Raw genomic sequence first — 18,205 nt, 5'->3', positions numbered from 1 at the left:
CGGTGTGTGTGCCCCGGGCTCACGACCGCTTCGGGCCCCCTTCGGCTCCCGGTCCCCGCGCTGCGGCGGCGGACACGGAGGCGATCGCGTCCGTGAGGCGGTCGAGTACGGCGCCGGTCTGTTCGTCGGTGATCGTCAGAGGAGGTAGGAGGCGGACGACACCCGCGTGGCGACCGCCCAGTTCGACGATCAGACCGCGGCGGAGGCACTCACGCTGGACGGCGGTGGCGAGCGCCGGTGCGGCAGGACGCGGGCCGGTGGCACCGGAGGGCGATGCCGTGTCGGGGCTGACCAGCTCGATGCCGATCATCAGTCCCCGCCCCCGTACGTCGCCGACGCAGGCGAACTCCTCGGTCAGGCGGCGGAGCTGGGTGAGCATTCGGGCGCCCAGGGTCCCGGCGCGCTCGGCGAGGCCGTTCTCACGGACGTAGGCGAGGGTGGCGGTCCCGGCGGCCATGGCGAGCTGGTTGCCGCGGAAGGTGCCCGCGTGGGCACCGGGCTGCCACACGTCGAGGTCGTCCCGGTAGACCACGACGGCCAGGGGAAGGCTGCCGCCGATGGCCTTGGAGAGGACCATGACATCGGGGACGACGCCGCTGTGTTCGACCGCCCAGAAACGGCCCGTGCGCCCCACGCCCGTCTGGACCTCGTCGGCGATCAGCGGGATGGAACGCGCTGCGGTGATCTCGCGCATCCGGCGGAGCCAGCCGTCCGGGGCGGGGATGACGCCGCCCTCGCCCTGGACGGGTTCGAGGATCATCCCGGCGGGCAGCGGGACACCGGACTTCGTGTCGTCGAGGACGGACTCGGTCCAGCGGGCGGCGAGTTCGGCACCGCGTTCACCGCCGACACCGAACGGGCAGCGGTAGTCCTGGGGATACGGCAGGCGCGCGACCCGTACGTCGCCTGCGCCCCCGGACGCCTCGAGCGCCCCGGCGGTCATGCCGTGGTAGGCGCCGGTGAAGGCGAGCATCCCGGTGCGGCCGGTCGCCGCCCGCACCAGCTTGAAGGCGGCTTCCACCGCATCCGTGCCGGCGGGCCCGCAGAACTGCACCCGGGCACGCTCCGCGAAGCCGGCCGGGAGAGTGCGGAACAGTTCGGTGGTGAAGGCGTCCTTGACGGGGGTGGCCAGATCGAGGACGTGCAGCGGGGCGCCCGAGTCGAGCACCCTGCGGATCGCCTCGAGGACGACCGGGTGGTTGTGCCCGAGGGCGAGGGTGCCGGCGCCGGACAGGCAGTCGAGATAACGGCGGCCGTCCGCGCCCTCGATGGTCAGTCCTCGTGCCCTCACCGGCACGATGGGCAGAGCACGCGCGTAGGTGCGCGCCGCCGACTCCCGCGCCGCCTGCCGCCGCAGGATCCCCTCATGCGCCGAGCGCGCGCCCTCGTACTCCCGCCGGGCAGGCGCCCGTTCGTCCCCGTGTGCCGCACGCGCCCGCTCGGGTTCGCTCTCCACAGGTGCCACCGCAGACTCGGTCACCGCCACGACTACACTTCCTCCCGCTGCTCAGAGGCGAGTTGGCAGGGGTCACCGAGCACCGGCGGGTCCCCGCCCGTACCAACGACGCGGCACGCACTCGGAAGCGGGTGAGGCGAAGATCCTTGCCGTGACGGAACCGTTGCCGTTCCCTCAGATGTCCCCTACAGGGGCCGCATAGTGTGTGGTGCCGCTCCGGAGGACCGCCCGGCTCGACGGATCCGGACCGAGCCGCGCGTACGGCGACTACGTACGAAGAAGCAGACGTACGGAACCGGGCGCCAGTCGCGCCGGAGCCGTACGAGAAGAGGCGGCGGGCGTGCGGAGAGGCCGTACGTGAACCGCTTCGGCAGCACAGAGTTCTCTAACGCCCCAGGGGAGTTCAGACCATGCGACTCATACGCCCGCTCTTCGCCGCTCGTCGTGGAAGGAGCGCGCGCCGCAGAACCTCCCCCGTCCTGGCAGCGGTCGGTCTCGCCACGGCCCTGTCGTTGACCTCCACCGCCTGCGGTTCGGGAGACACCACGGCGAACGCGGAGGCGTCGTCGTCCGCCCAGGACAGCGGCAGCGGTGGCGACGGCAAGATCCGGATCCCGGACGACATCAAGGAAAAGCTCAAGGAACACGGGATCGACCTCGACAAGTGGCGGGGCGGGGCCTGGAAGAACTGGGACAAGGACGACTGGCTGCGTGAGGCCGAGGACTACGTCAACCCGATCATCAAGGACCTGTGGAACCCGGACCGGATGCGGGACGCCGAGGAGCCGGAGAAGGAGGTCGACGAGAACGACCTCACCGGCGACCAGGGCGTGACCGACCCGACCCCGCAGGCCGTCCAGGCGGAGGCAGTGTCGGCGGAGTACCACGCGAACGTGCCGGAGGCGGGCAAGGTCTTCTTCGACGCGCCCGAGGGCACGATGGTGTGCTCGGCGACCGTGGTTCAGGACCCGGCCAATCCGGGCAAGTCCAACCTCGTGTGGACCGCCGGGCACTGTGTGCACGCCGGCAAGTCGGGCGGCTGGTACCGCAACATCGCCTTCGTCCCCTCGTACAACGACAGCGGTCTGTCGGCGGCGGAGCTGCCGACGGCCACCCAGGAGCAGGTCGCCCCGTACGGCATGTGGTGGGGTGACTGGGCCCAGACCTCGGACCAGTGGATCGAGCAGGGCGGTCAGAAGGGCGGCGACGGGGCACCGTACGACTTCGCGGTCATCCATGTGACGCCGGAGGAGGGCAACGGCGGCAAGTCCCTCGAGGAGACGGTCGGTTCGGCGCTGCCGGTGGACTTCAACGCGCCCGCCGTGCCGCAGGTGGACAGCATCACCGCCACCGGATACCCGGCCGGGGCTCCGTACGACGGCGAGACGATGTACCAGTGCACGGACAAGCCGGGGCGGCTCTCGCTCGTGGAGTCCGACCCGACGATGTACCGCATCGGCTGCACCATGACCGGCGGCTCCTCGGGCGGCGGCTGGGTGGCGACCGGTTCGGACGGCAAGCCGGCGCTGGTGTCCAACACCTCCATCGGCCCGGTGAGCGCGGGCTGGCTGGCCGGGCCGCGGCTGGGCAAGGAGGCCCAGGGTGTGTACGAGGCGGTGAGCGAGAAGTTCGCCCAGCAGTGAGGTCGGGCACGCGGTGACGACCGCGTGCGACGACGGTTCGGCGGCTGTCGGAAGGCAGCCGCCGACGTGTTGGCGGAGAGGCGGCGCGCGGAAATGTCGGCCGCGCGCCCTGCGTGAGTCCCCCGGCGCCCCCGCATAGTGGGCGTGACACAGGGAGCAGTTCCGACGGGGGTCGAGAACCATGCGCTTCTCATATCGGCGGCACCCCATCCTGGCCGCCACCGGACTGGTCGCGGCTCTCGCGCTGGCGGCGACCGCCTGCGGCTCGGCCGACGGTACGAGCGACAAACCCGACACGGCCGCGTCCCGCGCCGCCGACAGAGACGGTGACGGCATCCCCGATGTCATCGCCGACAGGCTCGAAGAGCACGGCGTCGACGTCGACCACTGGGAGGACGGCGGCTGGAAGGACTGGGACGAAGGGCAGTGGCTCGGTGCGGCCGAGGACTTCTTCAACCCGGTGATCGAGAACCTGTGGGACACGGAGCGGATGCGTGAGGCCGACGACCCGGCGAAGACGGTCTCTCCGCAGGACACGTCCGCCGACCAGGGCATCAGTGACCCGCCACCGGCACCGGTCGAGGCCACGGCCGAGAAGACGCCGTACCACGTGAACGCCGGCCCCGTCGGCAAGATCTTCTTCGACTCGCCCGACGGCGCGATGGTCTGTTCCGGCACGGTCGTCTCGGACGAGAACCGTCCGGGGAGGTCCAACCTGGTGTGGACGGCCGGCCACTGTGTGCACGCGGGCAGCGGCGGCGGCTGGTACCGCAACATCGTCTTCGTCCCGGCCTACAACGACTTCGGCAGGTCGGCGGAGGAACTGGGCGCGGGCGCTCCCGAGGAGGTCGCGCCGTTCGGCCAGTGGTGGGCGGACTGGGCCGCGACCTCGGACGAGTGGATCGCGGGCGGCGCTCAGGAGGGCGGCGCCGGAGCGGCGTACGACTACGCGGTGCTGCACGTGGAGCCGGAGTCGGGCACCAAGTCGCTGGAGGAGACCGTCGGCGCGGCCCTGGACGTGGACTTCTCCGCGCCCTCCGCGTCCCGGATCGACTCGCTCGGCGCTTGGGGCTACCCGGCGGCACCGCCGTACAACGGTCTGACGATGTTCCGTTGCGTCGACAAGCCAGGGCGGCTCTCCCTGGACCCGTCGCTGCCGACGATGTACCGCATCGGCTGCACGATGACGGGCGGTTCGTCGGGCGGCGGCTGGTTCCGGATGGCCGACGGCGCGCCCCGGCTCGTCTCGAACACGTCGATCGGTCCGGCCGACAACACCTGGCTCGCCGGACCCCGGCTGGGCAAAGGCGCCAAGGCGCTGTACGACGAGCTGAGTGTGTCGTACGGCGGCCGGTGAGCGGTCGCGCGCAGACCCGGGTCGACCGCCCGCCCGGGTCCTCGGGGGCCGGTGATGCGTGCCTGTGCGCCACCGGCATCACGGCGGTGGCGCGCTCGATCTGAACGCCCTCGTCGGCGGTCTGCAACGGCTGCGCGCCGAACGGGCCCCCGGCGTCCCCGCACAGCCGCAAGGCCCGCTGCTCGGGCGAGAAGCGGGCCTTGCGGTGCGACGGGGTCAGACGGTCGGCGCCGGTACGTACGGTGCCAGGTCCGCCGCCAGCTCTTCGTGTACCCGGGCCTTGAGCAGGGTGCCCTCCGGAGTGTGCTCCTCGGAGATCACCTCGCCCTCGGTGTGGGCGCGGGCGACGAGCTTGCCGTGGGTGTACGGCACGAGCGCCTCGACCTCGACCGACGGGCGCGGCAGTTCGCTGTCGATGAGCGCGAGCAGTTCCGCGATGCCCTCGCCGGTGCGGGCCGAGACCGCGATGGAGCGCTTCTCGATCCGCAACAGCCGCTGAAGGGTCAGCGGGTCGGCCGCGTCCGCCTTGTTGATCACCACGATCTCGGGCACGTTCGTCGCGCCCACGTCACGGATGACCTCGCGCACGGCGGCCAGCTGCTCCTCCGGTGCCGGGTGCGCTCCGTCGACCACGTGGAGGATCAGGTCGGAGTCGCCGACCTCCTCCATCGTGGAGCGGAACGCCTCGACGAGGTGGTGTGGCAGGTGCCGTACGAAGCCGACGGTGTCCGCCAGCGTGTACAGCCGCCCGCTCGGGGTCTCGGCCCGGCGCACGGTCGGGTCGAGGGTGGCGAACAGGGCGTTCTCGACCAGGACGCCCGCGCCGGTGAGACGGTTGAGCAGCGAGGACTTGCCCGCGTTGGTGTAGCCGGCGATGGCGACCGAGGGCACTTTGTTGCGCCGGCGCTCCTGCCGCTTGATCTCGCGGCCGGTCTTCATCTCCGCGATCTCCCGGCGCATCTTCGCCATCTTCTCGCGGATCCGTCGCCGGTCCGTCTCGATCTTGGTCTCACCGGGACCACGGGTGGCGAGGCCGCCGCCCTTGCCGCCGCCCATCTGGCGGGACAGCGACTGACCCCAGCCGCGCAGTCGCGGCAGCATGTACTGCATCTGTGCGAGCGCGACCTGCGCCTTGCCCTCTCGGGACTTGGCGTGCTGGGCGAAGATGTCGAGGATCAGGGCCGTACGGTCGATGACCTTGACCTTGACGACGTCTTCGAGGTGGATGAGCTGACCGGGGCTGAGCTCACCATCGCAGATGACGGTGTCGGCGCCCGATTCGAGGACGATGTCCCGCAGCTCGTCGGCCTTGCCGGAACCGATGTAGGTGGCCGCGTCCGGCTTGTCGCGGCGCTGGATCACGCCGTCGAGCACGAGCGCGCCCGCGGTCTCGGCGAGGGCGGCCAGCTCGGCCAGCGAGTTCTCCGCGTCCTGCGCGGTTCCCGTGGTCCAGACACCGACGAGTACGACGCGCTCCAGGCGGAGCTGGCGGTACTCGACCTCGGTGACGTCCTCGAGTTCGGTGGAGAGGCCCGCGACGCGGCGCAGGGCCGCGCGCTCGGAGCGGTCGAACTGGTCGCCGTCCCGCTCGCCGTCGATCTCGAAGCTCCAGGCGACGTCCTCTTCCATCAGGGCATCGGCCCGAAGACCTTCGGGGTTGTTCTGCGCGAAGGCGCGCTGTGCGGCCTGGGAAGGGGATGAAGAGGAGGTCATTGGATCCTTACGTCGATGGGGATACCGAAGGGGTGACGGATCTCGATCCGTCATGGGCGACAACGTCCGGGCCTGCCCGGAGATTCCCGGATGCGGCCTCGGCCGGCCCTGGACCCGCCCCTGAGGGCCGGTCCCCGGCTGACCGGGGGTGGGCCGCGCCGCCGACCCGAAGATGGTCGCACGGCACGCCTCGTCTCGTCACGCGGGTTATTTTCCCGCATCCGGCTTCGCCGAAGCCTCGACGGGAGCCGTCTTCCAGTCCGGGTGCCCCGGCATCGGCGGCGTCTTCTCCCCGTGGAGCCATTCCTGGAAGAAGGCGTCCAGGTCACGCCCGGCGATCCGGGACGCGAGCCGCTGGAAGTCGGCGGTGGAGGCGACGCCGTCGCGGTGGACGGTGACCCAGGAGCGCTGGAGCCGCTCGAAGGCGGGGTGGCCGATCTCCTGGCGCAGGGCGTACAGGACGAGCGCGGCACCGTCGTAGACGATCGGCCGGAAGATGCCGATCTTGTGGTCGGTCTCGGGCGCCTTGGGGGCCGCCGGGGGTCCCCCGGCGGCACGCCAGCGGTCGGAGGCACCGTAGGCGTCCTTCATCCGGGCCTCCATGGAGATGCCTGCCGTCTCCTCCGCGTAGAGGGCCTCGTACCAGGTGGCGTGCCCCTCGCTCAGCCACAGGTCGGACCAGGTGCGCGGGCTGACGCTGTCTCCGAACCACTGGTGGGCCAGCTCGTGCACCATGATCGACTCGACGTACCACTCCGGGTACTCGGGGCTGGTGAACAGCTCCCTCTCGAAGAGGGAGAGGGTCTGGGTCTCCAGCTCGAACCCGGTCTGCGCCTCGGCCACGAGCACCCCGTAGGTCTCGAACGGGTACCGGCCGACCTGGCGCTGCATCCACGCGATCTGGGCCGGGGTCTTCCTCAGCCACGGTTCGAGCCGTTCACGGTCCTTGGCGGGGACCACGTCGCGCAGGGGCAGACCGTCCGGACCGGAGCGGCGCAGCACGGCGGAGCGGCCGATGGACACCTGGGCCAGTTCGGTGGCCATGGGGTGGGCGGTGCGATACGTCCAGGTGGTGGTGCCGGAGCCGCGGTCCGTCCCGGTGTCGAGACCGTTGGAGACGGCCGTGTAGCCGTCGGGCACGGTGACGCGGACGGTGAACATGGCCTTGTCGGACGGGTGGTCGTTGCAGGGGAACACCGTGTGCGCCGCGTCGGCCTGGTTGGCCATGGCGAGCCCGTCGGCGGTCGGGACCCAGCCGCCCTCCTGGTCCTCGGTGTACACGGGGGCACTGGTGTGCCGCACGGTGACGCGCATCCGGCTGCCTTCGCGGAGCGGCTCCCCGGGTGTGATCACCAGGTCCTCGCCCGCGGTGGTGAAGGCGGCGGGCGTCCCGTCGACCTCGACGGAGCTCACCTTCCCCTGGGTGAAGTCGAGGTTGACCACGTCCAGCGGGGAGGTCGTCCGGGCGTCGATCGTGGTGACGGCCGACAGGGGCTTGCGGTTGTCACCGGCGTAGGTGAACGCGAGGTCGTACGACTCCACGTCGTAGCCCGGGTTGCCGAGATGCGGGAAGAGACGGTCGCCGATGCCGAGGGGAACGGCCGGCGAGGGCGCGCTCGCGGCGATCAGACAGACGGAGACGGCGGAGGTGAGCAGCGCCGCCTTGGTACGGCGGGCCCTCGGGCGTGGGATGAGCGGCATGGACCACCGCTACCAGCGCGCCCGGGCCCCACGTGGCCGACGCGCAGCGGTCCCACCCGAACGAGCGGCCCGGCGCTCCGCCGAGCCGCCCGGCCCTTGGGTGGCTACCGGGCGGCCGCCTGGTGCTGGGGCCGGGCGACGTCGTACACGCCCGCCACATTGCGCATGGCGCGCATCAGGTTCGGGAGCAGGGCCGCGTCCGGGAGCTGCACCGTGTATGTGTGCCGCACGCGCTGCTGGGTCGGCGGCTCGACGGTGGCGGAGACGATGGCGACGCCCTCCAGCGCGATGGCCTCCGTGAGGTCGGCGAGCAGGTGGGGGCGCTGGAACGACTCGGCGACGAGGGTGACCCGGAACTCGGCGGTGTCCCCCCAGTGCACGGCGATCTCCGCGCGCCCCAGGCCCTTCATACGCGCCACGGCGGCGCACTCGACCCGGTGCACGGTCACCACTCCCCCGCGCACGGGGAAGCCGGTGACCTCGTCGGGCGGTACGGGGGTGCAGCAGCCGGCGAGGCGGACGTTCGCCTCGGGCTGGTCGGCGACGACCACGGCGTTCGCGGTGGCCGAGGGGGCGGCGGTCTCGTCGTGGGCGGGGCGGGGGGCGGGCGCCTCGCCCTTGTGTGCGGCGTCGAGTGCGTCCGGCTCGTCGGCGGCGGACGAGGGATGGGCGGCGAGCCAGCGCTGGATGGCGATGCGCGCGGCCGGGGTGTGGGCGTGCTCCAGCCACTCCCTGGACGGCTCGGAGGCGGGGTCCTGGCCCATGAGGAGCTGGACGGTGTCGCCGTCCTTCAGGACCGTGCTCAGCGTCGCCAGACGGCCGTTGACACGGGCGCCGATGCAGGCGTGCGCGTCCTCGCCGTACTGCGCGTACGCGGCGTCCACGCAACTGGCGCCCTCGGGCAGGCCCAGGGTGCCCCCGTCGGGACGGAAGACGGTGATCTCACGGTCCTGGGCCAGGTCCTCGCGCAGGGTGGACCAGAACATGTCGGCGTCGGGCGCGGCCTGCTGCCAGTCGAGGAGGCGGGAGAGCCAGCCGGGGCGGGTGGGGTCGGCGCGCTCGCCGTCGCCGTCGGCCCGCTCGCCGTCGATCTGATCCTCGACGGGGGCGGCGTAGGGGTTGCCGAGCGCGACGACGCCGGCTTCGGCGACCTTGTGCATCTGGTGGGTGCGGATGAGGACTTCGGCGACCTGTCCGTCGCCGCGGGCGACGGCCGTGTGCAGCGACTGGTACAGGTTGAACTTCGGTACGGCGATGAAGTCCTTGAACTCCGAGACCACCGGGGTGAGGCAGGTGTGCAGTTCTCCGAGGACGGCGTAGCAGTCGGCGTCCTCGTTGACGAGGACCAGGAGCCGTCCGAAGTCGGTGCCGCGCAACTGCCCGCGCTTGCGCGAGACCCGGTGCAGGGAGACGAAGTGCCGCGGCCGGATGAGGACTTCGGCCTGGATTCCGGCCTCGCGCAGGACCCCGCGCACCTCTTCGGAGATCTCGGCGAGTGGATCGCTCTTCTGGGCGGCGTTGCCCGCGATCAGTTCGCGGGTGTGCGCGTACTCCTCGGGGTGGAGGATCGCGAAGACGAGGTCCTCCAGTTCGGTCTTGAGTGCCTGGACGCCGAGGCGTTCGGCGAGCGGGATCAGCACGTCGCGGGTGACCTTGGCGATGCGTTCCTGCTTCTCGGGGCGCATCACGCCGAGGGTGCGCATGTTGTGCAGCCGGTCGGCGAGTTTGATCGACATCACGCGGACGTCGTTGCCGGTGGCGACGAGCATCTTGCGGAAGGTCTCGGACTCCGCGGCGGCGCCGTAGTCCACCTTCTCCAACTTGGTGACGCCGTCGACGAGATACCGCACTTCCTCACCGAACTGCTCGCGCACCTGATCCAGGGTCACGTCGGTGTCCTCGACGGTGTCGTGGAGCAGAGAGGCCGTCAGGGTCGTGGTCTCGGCGCCGAGTTCGGCGAGGATCAGGGTCACGGCGAGCGGGTGGGTGATGTACGGCTCGCCGCTCTTGCGCATCTGGCCGCGGTGCGAGGACTCGGCGAGGACGTACGCCCGGCGCAGCGGTTCCAGGTCGGCGTCGGGGTGGTGGGCGCGATGGGCCTCGGCGACATGGCTGATCGCGTCGGGCAACCGGTCACGGGTGGCCGGCCCCAGCAGTGCGGCACGGCCCAGACGGCGCAGGTCGATACGAGGTCGGCCCTTCCTGCGGTGCGCTGCGGGCGGCGCAGGGGCGGGCGATACGGCGGGGTTCGAGGCCTCCGCGCTCATGGGCACCTCCGGCTGCGTGGACCGGCGGACGGGTGCCCCATGGCGTGCGGCGGCTCAGGGATCGTGTCGTTCCCCCGTCCGTGCCGGTGCTTGATGCTACCGAGCCCACCACGCCCGCCAGACCGCCTCTCGCCCAGCGTGAAACGGATCACCCATTCGAGCGAAGGTTCTGGCGTCTGCGGTTTCGAGCCACTCGACCCCGGCCCTGCCTGGGATTCGCACCTCTGATCAGCACTTCGACCGGTACACGCGGGGCATCCGGGAGCCGCATACCACTGTGTCGAGCCTCACATCGCTCAACGCAGGGCGCTTTCCAGCCAGTTGGCGTCGATCTCGCCTTCGGCGACGATCACGGCGGGGCCGGTCATCTCGATCTCGCCGTCGGGCCGTTCGGTGATGACCAGGGTTCCGCCGGGTACGTCGACCGTGTACGTGACCGGGGTGCCCGTCACGGCCGGGTCGGTGCCGTCCCGGCGTGCGGTGGCCACGGCGACGGCACACGCGCCCGTGCCGCACGACCGGGTCTCGCCGGAGCCGCGCTCGTGGACGCGCATCGCCACATGGCGCGGACCCCGGTCGACGACGAACTCGACGTTGACCCCGTTCGGGTAGGCGGCGGCCGGGCTGAACGGCGGCGGCGTGTACAGGTCGCCGGCCTCGGCGAGGTCGTCGACGAAGGCCACCGCGTGCGGGTTGCCCATGTTCACGTTGCGCGCGGGCCAGCTGTGCTCGCCGACGCTCACCGTGACGTCCCCTTCGGGGAGGCGGGCACGGCCCATGCCGACGGTGACGTCACCGTCCTTGGCAATGTGGACGCTCTTCACACCCCCGCGTGTGGCGACCGTGAGATCACCTTCGGTGACATGACCGGCGTGCTGGAGGTAGCGCGCGAAGACCCGGACGCCGTTCCCGCACATCTCGGCGATCGACCCGTCGCCGTTGCGGTAGTCCATGAACCACTCGGCCTCGTCCGCCATCCCCTCGGCCTCGGGGTGCGCGGCCGCACGGACGACGTGCAGCACGCCGTCGCCACCGATGCCCGCGCGCCGGTCGCACAGCGCGGCGACGGCGGCCGGGGTGAGGTCGATGGCGTTCTCGGGGTCCGGGACGATCACGAAGTCGTTCTCGGTCCCGTGCCCCTTGAGGAAGGCGATCCGCGTGCTCATGCCTCGATCGTACGGGGTGGACGGGGCATCCCCGCCGGGCACCGGAGTCGGGGCCAGGCCGCTCGGGGCCCTAGCGCAGCCGGGCCACGCGCCACACGGCGAGCACGACCACGACGGCCAGCACCAGGGCGTATCCCAGGACGACCCGCCAGTCCGGGCGGCGTCCGGAGCCCCGCGCCGGCAGGCCGGGCCACGTGTAACCCACGCGGCGCGCCGCCATCATGCCCCAGCCGCCGGCGGTGGAGCAGATCAGCAGACCGAGCATGGCGACCACGGCACCGCCGTCGCCGAACTCGAAGGCGAGAGGGAAGGCGAACATCAGGGAGCCGACCGCGCCGAGGCCCACGATGGGGGCGAGCTGCCACAGCCGCAGCCTGCGCTGGGGGCGCAGCTCGACCTCGACCTCCGGGGCGGACATCTCGTCCGGTTCCGGTCCGTCGTCGGTCACGCCGTCCGGAGTCTGGTCGTCCGGCCCGTCGGGGCTCAGCGGACCGCCGTCGAGGTCCAGTGCGTACCCCTCGGTAACCAGCTGGTCCGCGTCTTCCGCGGTGCCGTGCTCCGCGCCTTGTGCGGTGTCGCGAGGGCCGGCCTCCATCGCCACGCGCCCTCCCAACTCGGACTCCACTTGGTCGATCGAAGCTCGATGATGGCACGCCCCCGGAGGCCGGGATGACCGCCGGGGCGACCCGATGCCATGACGTGATCAGGCTGTGACCGGTCGTTCGATCAACGCCAGTGCGAGCTGCGGGAGTTCCGCCAGGTCGGCGACGCCCCCCTTGAGCCAGTGCACCCGCGGGTCGCGCCTGAACCATGAATCCTGCCGGCGCGCGAAGCGCTTGGTGGCACGGACGGTCTCGGCCCGCGCCTCATCCATGGTGCACTGCCCGGCGAGCGCGGCGAGGACCTGCTGGTAGCCGAGCGCCCGCGACGCCGTACGCCCCTCGCGCAACCCCTGCGCCTCCAGTGCGCGCACTTCCTCGACGAGTCCGGCGTCCCACATGCGGTCGACGCGGCGCGCGATGCGCTCGTCGAGCTCGGGGCGGGCCACGTCGACGCCGATCTGCACGGTGTCGTAGACCGAGTCGTGGCCCGGCAGGTTGGCGGTGAAGGGTTTCCCGGTGATCTCGATCACCTCGAGGGCCCGGACGATACGGCGGCCGTTGCTGGGCAGAATGGCGTGGGCGGCCTCCGGGTCGGCGGCGGCGAGCCGGGCGTGCAGCGCGCCGGAGCCGCGCAGGGTGAGTTCCTCCTCCAGGCGGGCGCGGACCTCGGGATCCGTGCCGGGGAACTCCAGGTTGTCCACGGCCCCCCGGACGTACAGGCCGGAGCCGCCCACCAGGATCGGCCAGCGCCCCTCGGCGAGGAGCGCGTCGATCCGGGCCCTGGCGAGCCGTTGGTACTCGGCGACGCTGGCGGTGACCGTGACGTCCCAGATGTCCAGCAGATGGTGCGGGACTCCGCCGCGCTCCTCGGGGGTCAGCTTGGCGGTGCCGATGTCCATCCCCCGGTAGAGCTGCATGGAATCGGCGTTGACGACCTCGCCGCCGAGGCTACGGGCAAGGAAGACACCCAGATCGGACTTGCCCGCCGCGGTCGGGCCTACGACGGCGATGACCCGCGGGGCGGGAGCTGCGCTACTCACCGCCCCAGTCTCGCAAACCTCGTGGCCTCGTCTCGAACGAGCTACGTGACGCGACGCGGGCGGGGTCGTTGCGTGTTGCGTGTTCTACGCGCCGGTTTCGAGTGCCGGTGAGCCGGCTGACGCAATCGGACGCTCCGGAAAGCGCGGGAATTAGTCCGCATGAGTAGCATTGAGGTTGATATGGGCGTTTTTTCACTGTTCCGTCGCAAGGCGAAGGCTTCGGAGGAGGCCGCCGAGACGACCCAGGTGGCGACCACCGACACCGCGACGGAAGAGTCGGACGAGGCAAAGGGATCTCCTGAGGCCGCCCGGCTGGAAGCCGGCACCGAGGACGGGTCGAAGGACGCTGCGGCGGAGGTGGCCGACCCGGCGGACGACGTCGAGATCCCCCAGCAGCAGACCGCCGAGAAGGCCGCCGACAACGAGAACAGTGAGGGCGCCCGCAAGTGATGCTCCGCGCGGGAAGGTGAACCATGGGTCTTCTGCACAATATGAAATCCAAACTCTCCCCGGCCAAGGAGAAGGTCTCGCACCTCGCACAGAAGCACGAGGGCAAGATCCAGCACGGTCTCGACAAGGCCGCGCACGCGGTCGACAGGAAGACCAAGGGCAAGTACAGCAACAGGATCCAGTCGGGCACCGGCAAGGCGAAGCACGCCATGGACCGACTCGCGCACAAGGAAGACGGCGGCGGCACCCCGCCGCCTCCGGCCGGTGGGGCGACACCACCACCGCCTCCGACTTCCTGAAACCTTCACATCGGCGGACGACCGCGGAGCGTCTGGCTCCCGGCCGTCCGCCGTGTCACGACCAGGTCGCCACCAGGTAGCCCACGCCGTAGGGCGCGTCGTCGTACAGCAGACCGCCGCTCAGGTCCGCCTCCTCTGCGGCGCCGGCGAGCACCTGCCAAGGGGCACGGCCGGAGACCTTCAGCTCCCCGGCGAGCCCCGGGTCCAGCGCCTTCAGGGCAGCGATGTCCACCATGGCGAGCGCACGCGCGACCCCCGCGTCGAAGCCGGCGGCACGGTCGTCCAGATACCCCGGCGCCTTGAGGGTCCGGCACGCGCTGGCGTCGCCCATCACCAGCAGGGCCACCCGCTCGGCGGCCCCGGCGATGTCCCGTCCTGCTTGAACACACCGCTCCGGGGCGAGATGTTCAGCCACGGCGACCCCCTCCACGGGGGCGGACCGGTCGGCGCGGTCGAGCAGCCAGGCGGCCACCGCGAGGGAGGCCGGCAGAGTGCCCTCCGGTGTCTCCTGCCCGCCCTCACCCCGCCCCAGCCGGACGTCGAGATCCACGCCGAACCCGCGGAACGACCCGCGTGCGCCCTGCGCGTACCGCCCGTCCCGCTCGGCGGGCCCCACGACCACCAGCCGCCCGGGCCGGGCCGCCGCGAGCACCCCGAGCGCGTCCGCGCAGGCCTCCCGCGCGGGGTCCAGCTCGGGCGCGGCCCCCGCGGCCACCTCGGGCACGAGCAGCGGAGGGCAGGGACAGACAGCGGCGGCGACAAGCATGATCCGCAGGGTAACCGTCACCACTGACCCGCGCCCCCACAAGGGGCGCGGACAACGGCGCGCACACCCCCACGCAGGCACAGGCAGCCGGCGAACGACACCAGGACCACCGGCGGGACCGGGTACGGGCACCGCCGGGAACCCGTCGACGACAGGCGGCTGTCAGTGCCCCCCGCACCCACCGGTGGTCGCCACCGGCAGCGGCTCCGGGACGCCGACCTTCGGCAGGCCGAGCAGCACGCCCGCCGGCCTGGCCTCGGCGGCAGCGTTCCGCTTCTCCCATGCGTCACCCGCACGCGTCCGGCGCACGTCGAGGACGGCGCCCTCGGCGAGGAGGTGGTGCGGGGCGGCGTACGTGATCTCGACGGTCACGACGTCGCCGGGGCGCACCTCCTGCTCCGGCTTGGTGAAGTGGACGAGGCGGTTGTCGGGGGCGCGGCCGGACAGCCGGCGGGTGGCGCCGTCCTTGCGGCCCTCGCCCTCGGCGACCATCAGCTCCAGGGTGCGCCCGACCTGCTTCTTGTTCTCCTCCCAGGAGATCTCCTCCTGGAGAGCGACCAGGCGCTCGTAGCGCTTCTGCACGACCTCCTTGGGGATCTGGTCCTCCATCGTGGCCGCGGGGGTGCCGGGGCGCTTGGAGTACTGGAAGGTGAACGCCTGTGCGAAACGGGCCTCGCGCACCACGTGCAGTGTCTGCTCGAAGTCCTCCTCGGTCTCGCCGGGGAAGCCCACGATGATGTCGGTGGTGATCGCGGCGTGCGGGATGGCGGCGCGGACCTTCTCGATGATCCCCAGGTAGCGCTCCTGGCGGTACGAGCGGCGCATCGCCTTCAGCACCGTGTCCGAACCGGACTGGAGCGGCATGTGCAGCTGCGGCATCACGTTCGGCGTCTCGGCCATGGCGGCGATCACGTCGTCGGTGAAGTCCCGGGGGTGCGGGGAGGTGAACCGGACACGCTCCAGGCCCTCGATCTCCCCGCAGGCCCGCAGCAGCTTGCTGAACGCCTCGCGGTCGCCGATGTCGGAGCCGTACGCGTTGACGTTCTGGCCGAGGAGCGTGATCTCGGAGACGCCCTCGCCGACCAGCGCCTCGATCTCGGCGAGGATGTCGCCGGTGCGGCGGTCCTTCTCCTTGCCGCGCAGCGCCGGGACGATGCAGAAGGTGCAGGTGTTGTTGCAGCCGACGGAGATGGAGACCCACGCGGCGTAGGCGCTCTCCCGGCGGGTGGGCAGGGTGGAGGGGAACGCCTCCAGGGACTCGGCGATCTCGACCTGCGCCTCGTCCTGGATCCGGGCGCGCTCCAGCAGGACCGGCAGCTTGCCGATGTTGTGCGTGCCGAAGACGACGTCCACCCAGGGCGCCTTCTTGACGATGGTGTCCCGGTCCTTCTGGGCCAGACAGCCGCCGACGGCGATCTGCATGCCGGGCCGGGAAGCCTTCATGGGGGCGAGGCGGCCGAGGTTGCCGTAGAGGCGGTTGTCTGCGTTCTCGCGTACGGCGCAAGTGTTGAAGACGACGACGTCGGCGTTGCCCTCGCCGGCGTCCTCGGGTGCGCGCACGTACCCGGCCTCCTCCAGGAGACCGGACAGGCGCTCGGAGTCGTGGACGTTCATCTGGCACCCGTAGGTGCGTACTTCGTATGTCTTGACGCCCACTGCCTGGCTCCGGTCGCTGCTGGTCATGTCACCAGGGTAGGCGCTCCGCGGAGTACGCCCCGCCCCTCACCCCGTGCACGCCCGTCTCAGCCGGTCCAGCCCTGCCCGCGCAGTACCGCGGCGACGTCGGGCGCCCGGTAGTGGTCTCCCTTGAGGACCTTGCCGTCGGCGCGGCGGGCGACGCGGCCGTCGGGGCCCAGTTTGGTCATGTTGGAGCGATGGATCTCGGCGATCACCGCGTCGAGGTCGATGCCGTGGACGAGGGCGGTGCCGTACGCCACGTACACGACGTCGGCGAGTTCGTGCGCCAGCCGGTCGAGGGGGCCCTCGACCGCCACCTCGGCCACCTCGGCCGCCTCCTCGGCCAGCAGTTCACCGCGGTGGGCGGCCAGCTCGGGTGAGACCTCGGTCGGCTCGGTACGGGCGTCGAGACCGAAGGCGCGATGGAACTCGCGGACCAGGCGGGCAGGAGAGGAACTCATCCGTCGACCCTATCGACCACCGTTCGACGGACCCGAACCTCCGGTTCCTCGGCACCACCGGTCGACGCCTGGCGTCTGACCGGCGCCTCGACCACCGTGGACGTCTGCATCGCCGTCGGCGGCTCGACAGGCCTGTCTGTCTCGTACGGTCCTGAACCTTTCAACTCGCATGCCCGCCAGGGGCCCTGATGCCGCATCAGTAGCAGGGGGTGGTGTCGGGGATGGTGTCCCCACTCCGTACTCTCCGTTGAGTCTTCAAGTCCCCCCGAACGATTGAGGACCGAACGTGAGCGTTCCCCCCACCTCTTCCTCCCACCGGGCCACGTCCCGCGTGGCCCGTCGCACCGTGCTCGGCGCCGCCGGCGCGGTCGCCGCCGGCGCCGTGATCACGCCGACGGTGATGGCCACGACCAATGACTCCGAGCCCGCCGCCGACCGCACGGACGACGCGGGCAGCGGCACGACGACCGAGACCTTCCCCCGGACCCGCGCCGAGGCCGCCAAGGGTGAGGCGCCCGTGGAGGCCGCCTTCCCCATCGGCTACATCGGTGTCGCCTGGGGCGGCGCCGACGAGACCACGGGCGGCGGTATCCGGCTCCGGGACGCCGACGGCGGCCAGGGCGCCTGGAAGCCGCTCGGCGACGGCGGCTGCTCCGTCGCCAACGGCGGCGGTGTGCTGATCGCCGCCGGCCAGGCCGCCGGCTACGAGCTGAGGGCGCCCGACGGCGCCACCGGCCTGCGCTCGCTGGCGCTCGACACCCGGCACGGGCCGGGCCGGAGAGTGCGGGTGCCGACCGACCCGACCCGGGTCCGAGGTGTCGAATACCTCTCCCGGGCCGCATGGGGTGCCGACGAGAAGCTGCGGTTCAAGCCGGACGGCACGGAGAACTCACCGACCGCGTTCTACCCGTTCCAGACGATCACCGTGCACCACACGGCCATGGCCAACGACGACCCGGACCCGGCCGCCACGGTCCGCGCGATCTACCAGCTGCACGCGGTCACCAACGACTGGGGCGACATCGGCTACCACTTCCTCATCGACGAGGAGGGACGCATCTACGAGGGCCGCTACTCCGGTGACGACGGCATGCCCGCCCACGACAAGGACGGCAAGGTGGTGACCGCCTTCCACGTCGGCGGTTTCAACTCCGGGAACCTCGGCATCGCGCTGCTCGGCACCTTCACCGAACAGGGTCCGAAGGAGCCGGCCCGCGAGGCGCTCACCCGGCTGGTCCGGGCGCTGGTCCGGCTGCACGGCGTCGACCCGCAGGCCCGGGTGACGTACACCAACCCGGTCAACGGCGTGCAGAAGGAGGTCCCGGAGATCAGCGGCCACCGGGACTGGATGGCCACCGAGTGCCCGGGCGCAGTCATGTACCAGGAGCTGGACCAGCTCCGCTCGGCGGTGGCCTCCCTCCGCTGACCCGCCCCTCAAGGCCGCCGGTGCGGGGCTCCCCGCCCCGCGGGTCCGGCACCGGCGGCCGCCGGTGCGTCGCACGGCTCGGCTGCCACGGGGCGGGGCGGCCCGCCCGAGGGGTCTGCGGGAGGGCGCCCGCATCACCCCGTGTCACGAGCTCGCACCGGATGGTCCCGATCCTGGCCGC

15 protein-coding genes are annotated in these 18,205 nt (G+C 71.7%); 5 read left to right on the top strand and 10 right to left on the bottom strand.

What is annotated here, in order from left to right; all coding sequences use genetic code 11:
• Window positions 1-19 precede the first annotated feature (19 nt).
• On the bottom strand, window positions 20-1,486 hold the full coding sequence (locus ACZ43N_RS00260; protein WP_468094080.1) for a diaminobutyrate--2-oxoglutarate transaminase family protein: 1,467 nt from the start codon (window positions 1,484-1,486) through the stop codon (window positions 20-22).
• A gap of 380 nt (window positions 1,487-1,866) precedes the next feature.
• On the opposite strand from ACZ43N_RS00260, the gene ACZ43N_RS00255 reads away from it, so the two are divergent.
• Window positions 1,867-3,099 (top strand): trypsin-like serine peptidase, encoded by a 1,233-nt coding sequence (locus ACZ43N_RS00255; protein WP_468094079.1) that lies wholly within the window; start codon window positions 1,867-1,869, stop codon window positions 3,097-3,099.
• A 181-nt stretch (window positions 3,100-3,280) separates the two neighbouring features.
• On the top strand, window positions 3,281-4,456 hold the full coding sequence (locus ACZ43N_RS00250; protein WP_468094078.1) for a trypsin-like serine peptidase: 1,176 nt from the start codon (window positions 3,281-3,283) through the stop codon (window positions 4,454-4,456).
• Between the two features lie 216 nt (window positions 4,457-4,672).
• On the opposite strand, the gene hflX is transcribed toward ACZ43N_RS00250, so the two are convergent.
• The 6 genes from hflX to miaA form a co-directional block, all read right to left on the bottom strand.
• A complete protein-coding gene (gene hflX, locus ACZ43N_RS00245) occupies window positions 4,673-6,169 on the bottom strand; it encodes a GTPase HflX (RefSeq protein WP_468094077.1) in 1,497 nt (498 codons plus the stop codon).
• Window positions 6,170-6,376: 207 nt separating this feature from the next.
• Window positions 6,377-7,870: a M1 family metallopeptidase gene (locus tag ACZ43N_RS00240; RefSeq protein ID WP_468094076.1), complete on the bottom strand. Its 1,494-nt coding sequence runs from the start codon at window positions 7,868-7,870 to the stop codon at window positions 6,377-6,379.
• A gap of 104 nt (window positions 7,871-7,974) precedes the next feature.
• Window positions 7,975-10,137 (bottom strand): RelA/SpoT family protein, encoded by a 2,163-nt coding sequence (locus ACZ43N_RS00235; RefSeq protein WP_468094075.1) that lies wholly within the window; start codon window positions 10,135-10,137, stop codon window positions 7,975-7,977.
• A 296-nt stretch (window positions 10,138-10,433) separates the two neighbouring features.
• On the bottom strand, window positions 10,434-11,303 hold the full coding sequence (gene dapF, locus ACZ43N_RS00230; protein WP_468094074.1) for a diaminopimelate epimerase: 870 nt from the start codon (window positions 11,301-11,303) through the stop codon (window positions 10,434-10,436).
• A gap of 70 nt (window positions 11,304-11,373) precedes the next feature.
• Complete coding sequence (locus ACZ43N_RS00225; RefSeq protein WP_468094665.1) at window positions 11,374-11,898, bottom strand: hypothetical protein; 525 nt, start codon at window positions 11,896-11,898, stop codon at window positions 11,374-11,376.
• Window positions 11,899-12,006: 108 nt separating this feature from the next.
• Window positions 12,007-12,945 (bottom strand): tRNA (adenosine(37)-N6)-dimethylallyltransferase MiaA, encoded by a 939-nt coding sequence (miaA, locus tag ACZ43N_RS00220; protein ID WP_468094073.1) that lies wholly within the window; start codon window positions 12,943-12,945, stop codon window positions 12,007-12,009.
• Between the two features lie 159 nt (window positions 12,946-13,104).
• Here miaA and ACZ43N_RS00215 point away from each other — a divergent pair, with 159 nt between their 5' ends.
• Window positions 13,105-13,395, top strand: a complete 291-nt coding sequence (locus tag ACZ43N_RS00215) for a hypothetical protein (protein ID WP_468094072.1) — start codon at window positions 13,105-13,107, stop codon at window positions 13,393-13,395.
• Between the two features lie 23 nt (window positions 13,396-13,418).
• The gene (locus ACZ43N_RS00210; protein ID WP_468094071.1) at window positions 13,419-13,694 is read left to right on the top strand and encodes an antitoxin; all 276 of its coding nucleotides are present in this window, start codon (window positions 13,419-13,421) and stop codon (window positions 13,692-13,694) included.
• Between the two features lie 55 nt (window positions 13,695-13,749).
• Here the strand turns inward: ACZ43N_RS00210 and ACZ43N_RS00205 are convergent, their stop codons facing one another.
• The 3 genes from ACZ43N_RS00205 to ACZ43N_RS00195 form a co-directional block, all read right to left on the bottom strand.
• Window positions 13,750-14,460, bottom strand: a complete 711-nt coding sequence (locus ACZ43N_RS00205) for a class III extradiol dioxygenase subunit B-like domain-containing protein (protein WP_468094070.1) — start codon at window positions 14,458-14,460, stop codon at window positions 13,750-13,752.
• A gap of 162 nt (window positions 14,461-14,622) precedes the next feature.
• Window positions 14,623-16,143, bottom strand: coding sequence for a tRNA (N6-isopentenyl adenosine(37)-C2)-methylthiotransferase MiaB (gene miaB, locus ACZ43N_RS00200; RefSeq protein WP_468094069.1), 1,521 nt, complete (start codon window positions 16,141-16,143; stop codon window positions 14,623-14,625).
• A 59-nt stretch (window positions 16,144-16,202) separates the two neighbouring features.
• Window positions 16,203-16,598: a pyrophosphohydrolase domain-containing protein gene (locus ACZ43N_RS00195; RefSeq protein ID WP_468094068.1), complete on the bottom strand. Its 396-nt coding sequence runs from the start codon at window positions 16,596-16,598 to the stop codon at window positions 16,203-16,205.
• 286 nt (window positions 16,599-16,884) lie between these two features.
• Here ACZ43N_RS00195 and ACZ43N_RS00190 point away from each other — a divergent pair, with 286 nt between their 5' ends.
• Window positions 16,885-18,024 carry a peptidoglycan recognition protein family protein gene (locus ACZ43N_RS00190; RefSeq protein ID WP_468094067.1) on the top strand — a complete coding sequence of 380 codons (1,140 nt, stop codon included), beginning with the start codon at window positions 16,885-16,887 and terminating at the stop codon, window positions 18,022-18,024.
• The last annotated feature ends 181 nt before the right edge of the window (window positions 18,025-18,205 follow it).

This window comes from Streptomyces sp. NPDC030814 (assembly GCF_055572155.1).
The sequence above is the reverse complement of the archived record's forward strand: the minus strand, read 5'-3'. Positions and strand labels throughout refer to the sequence as shown.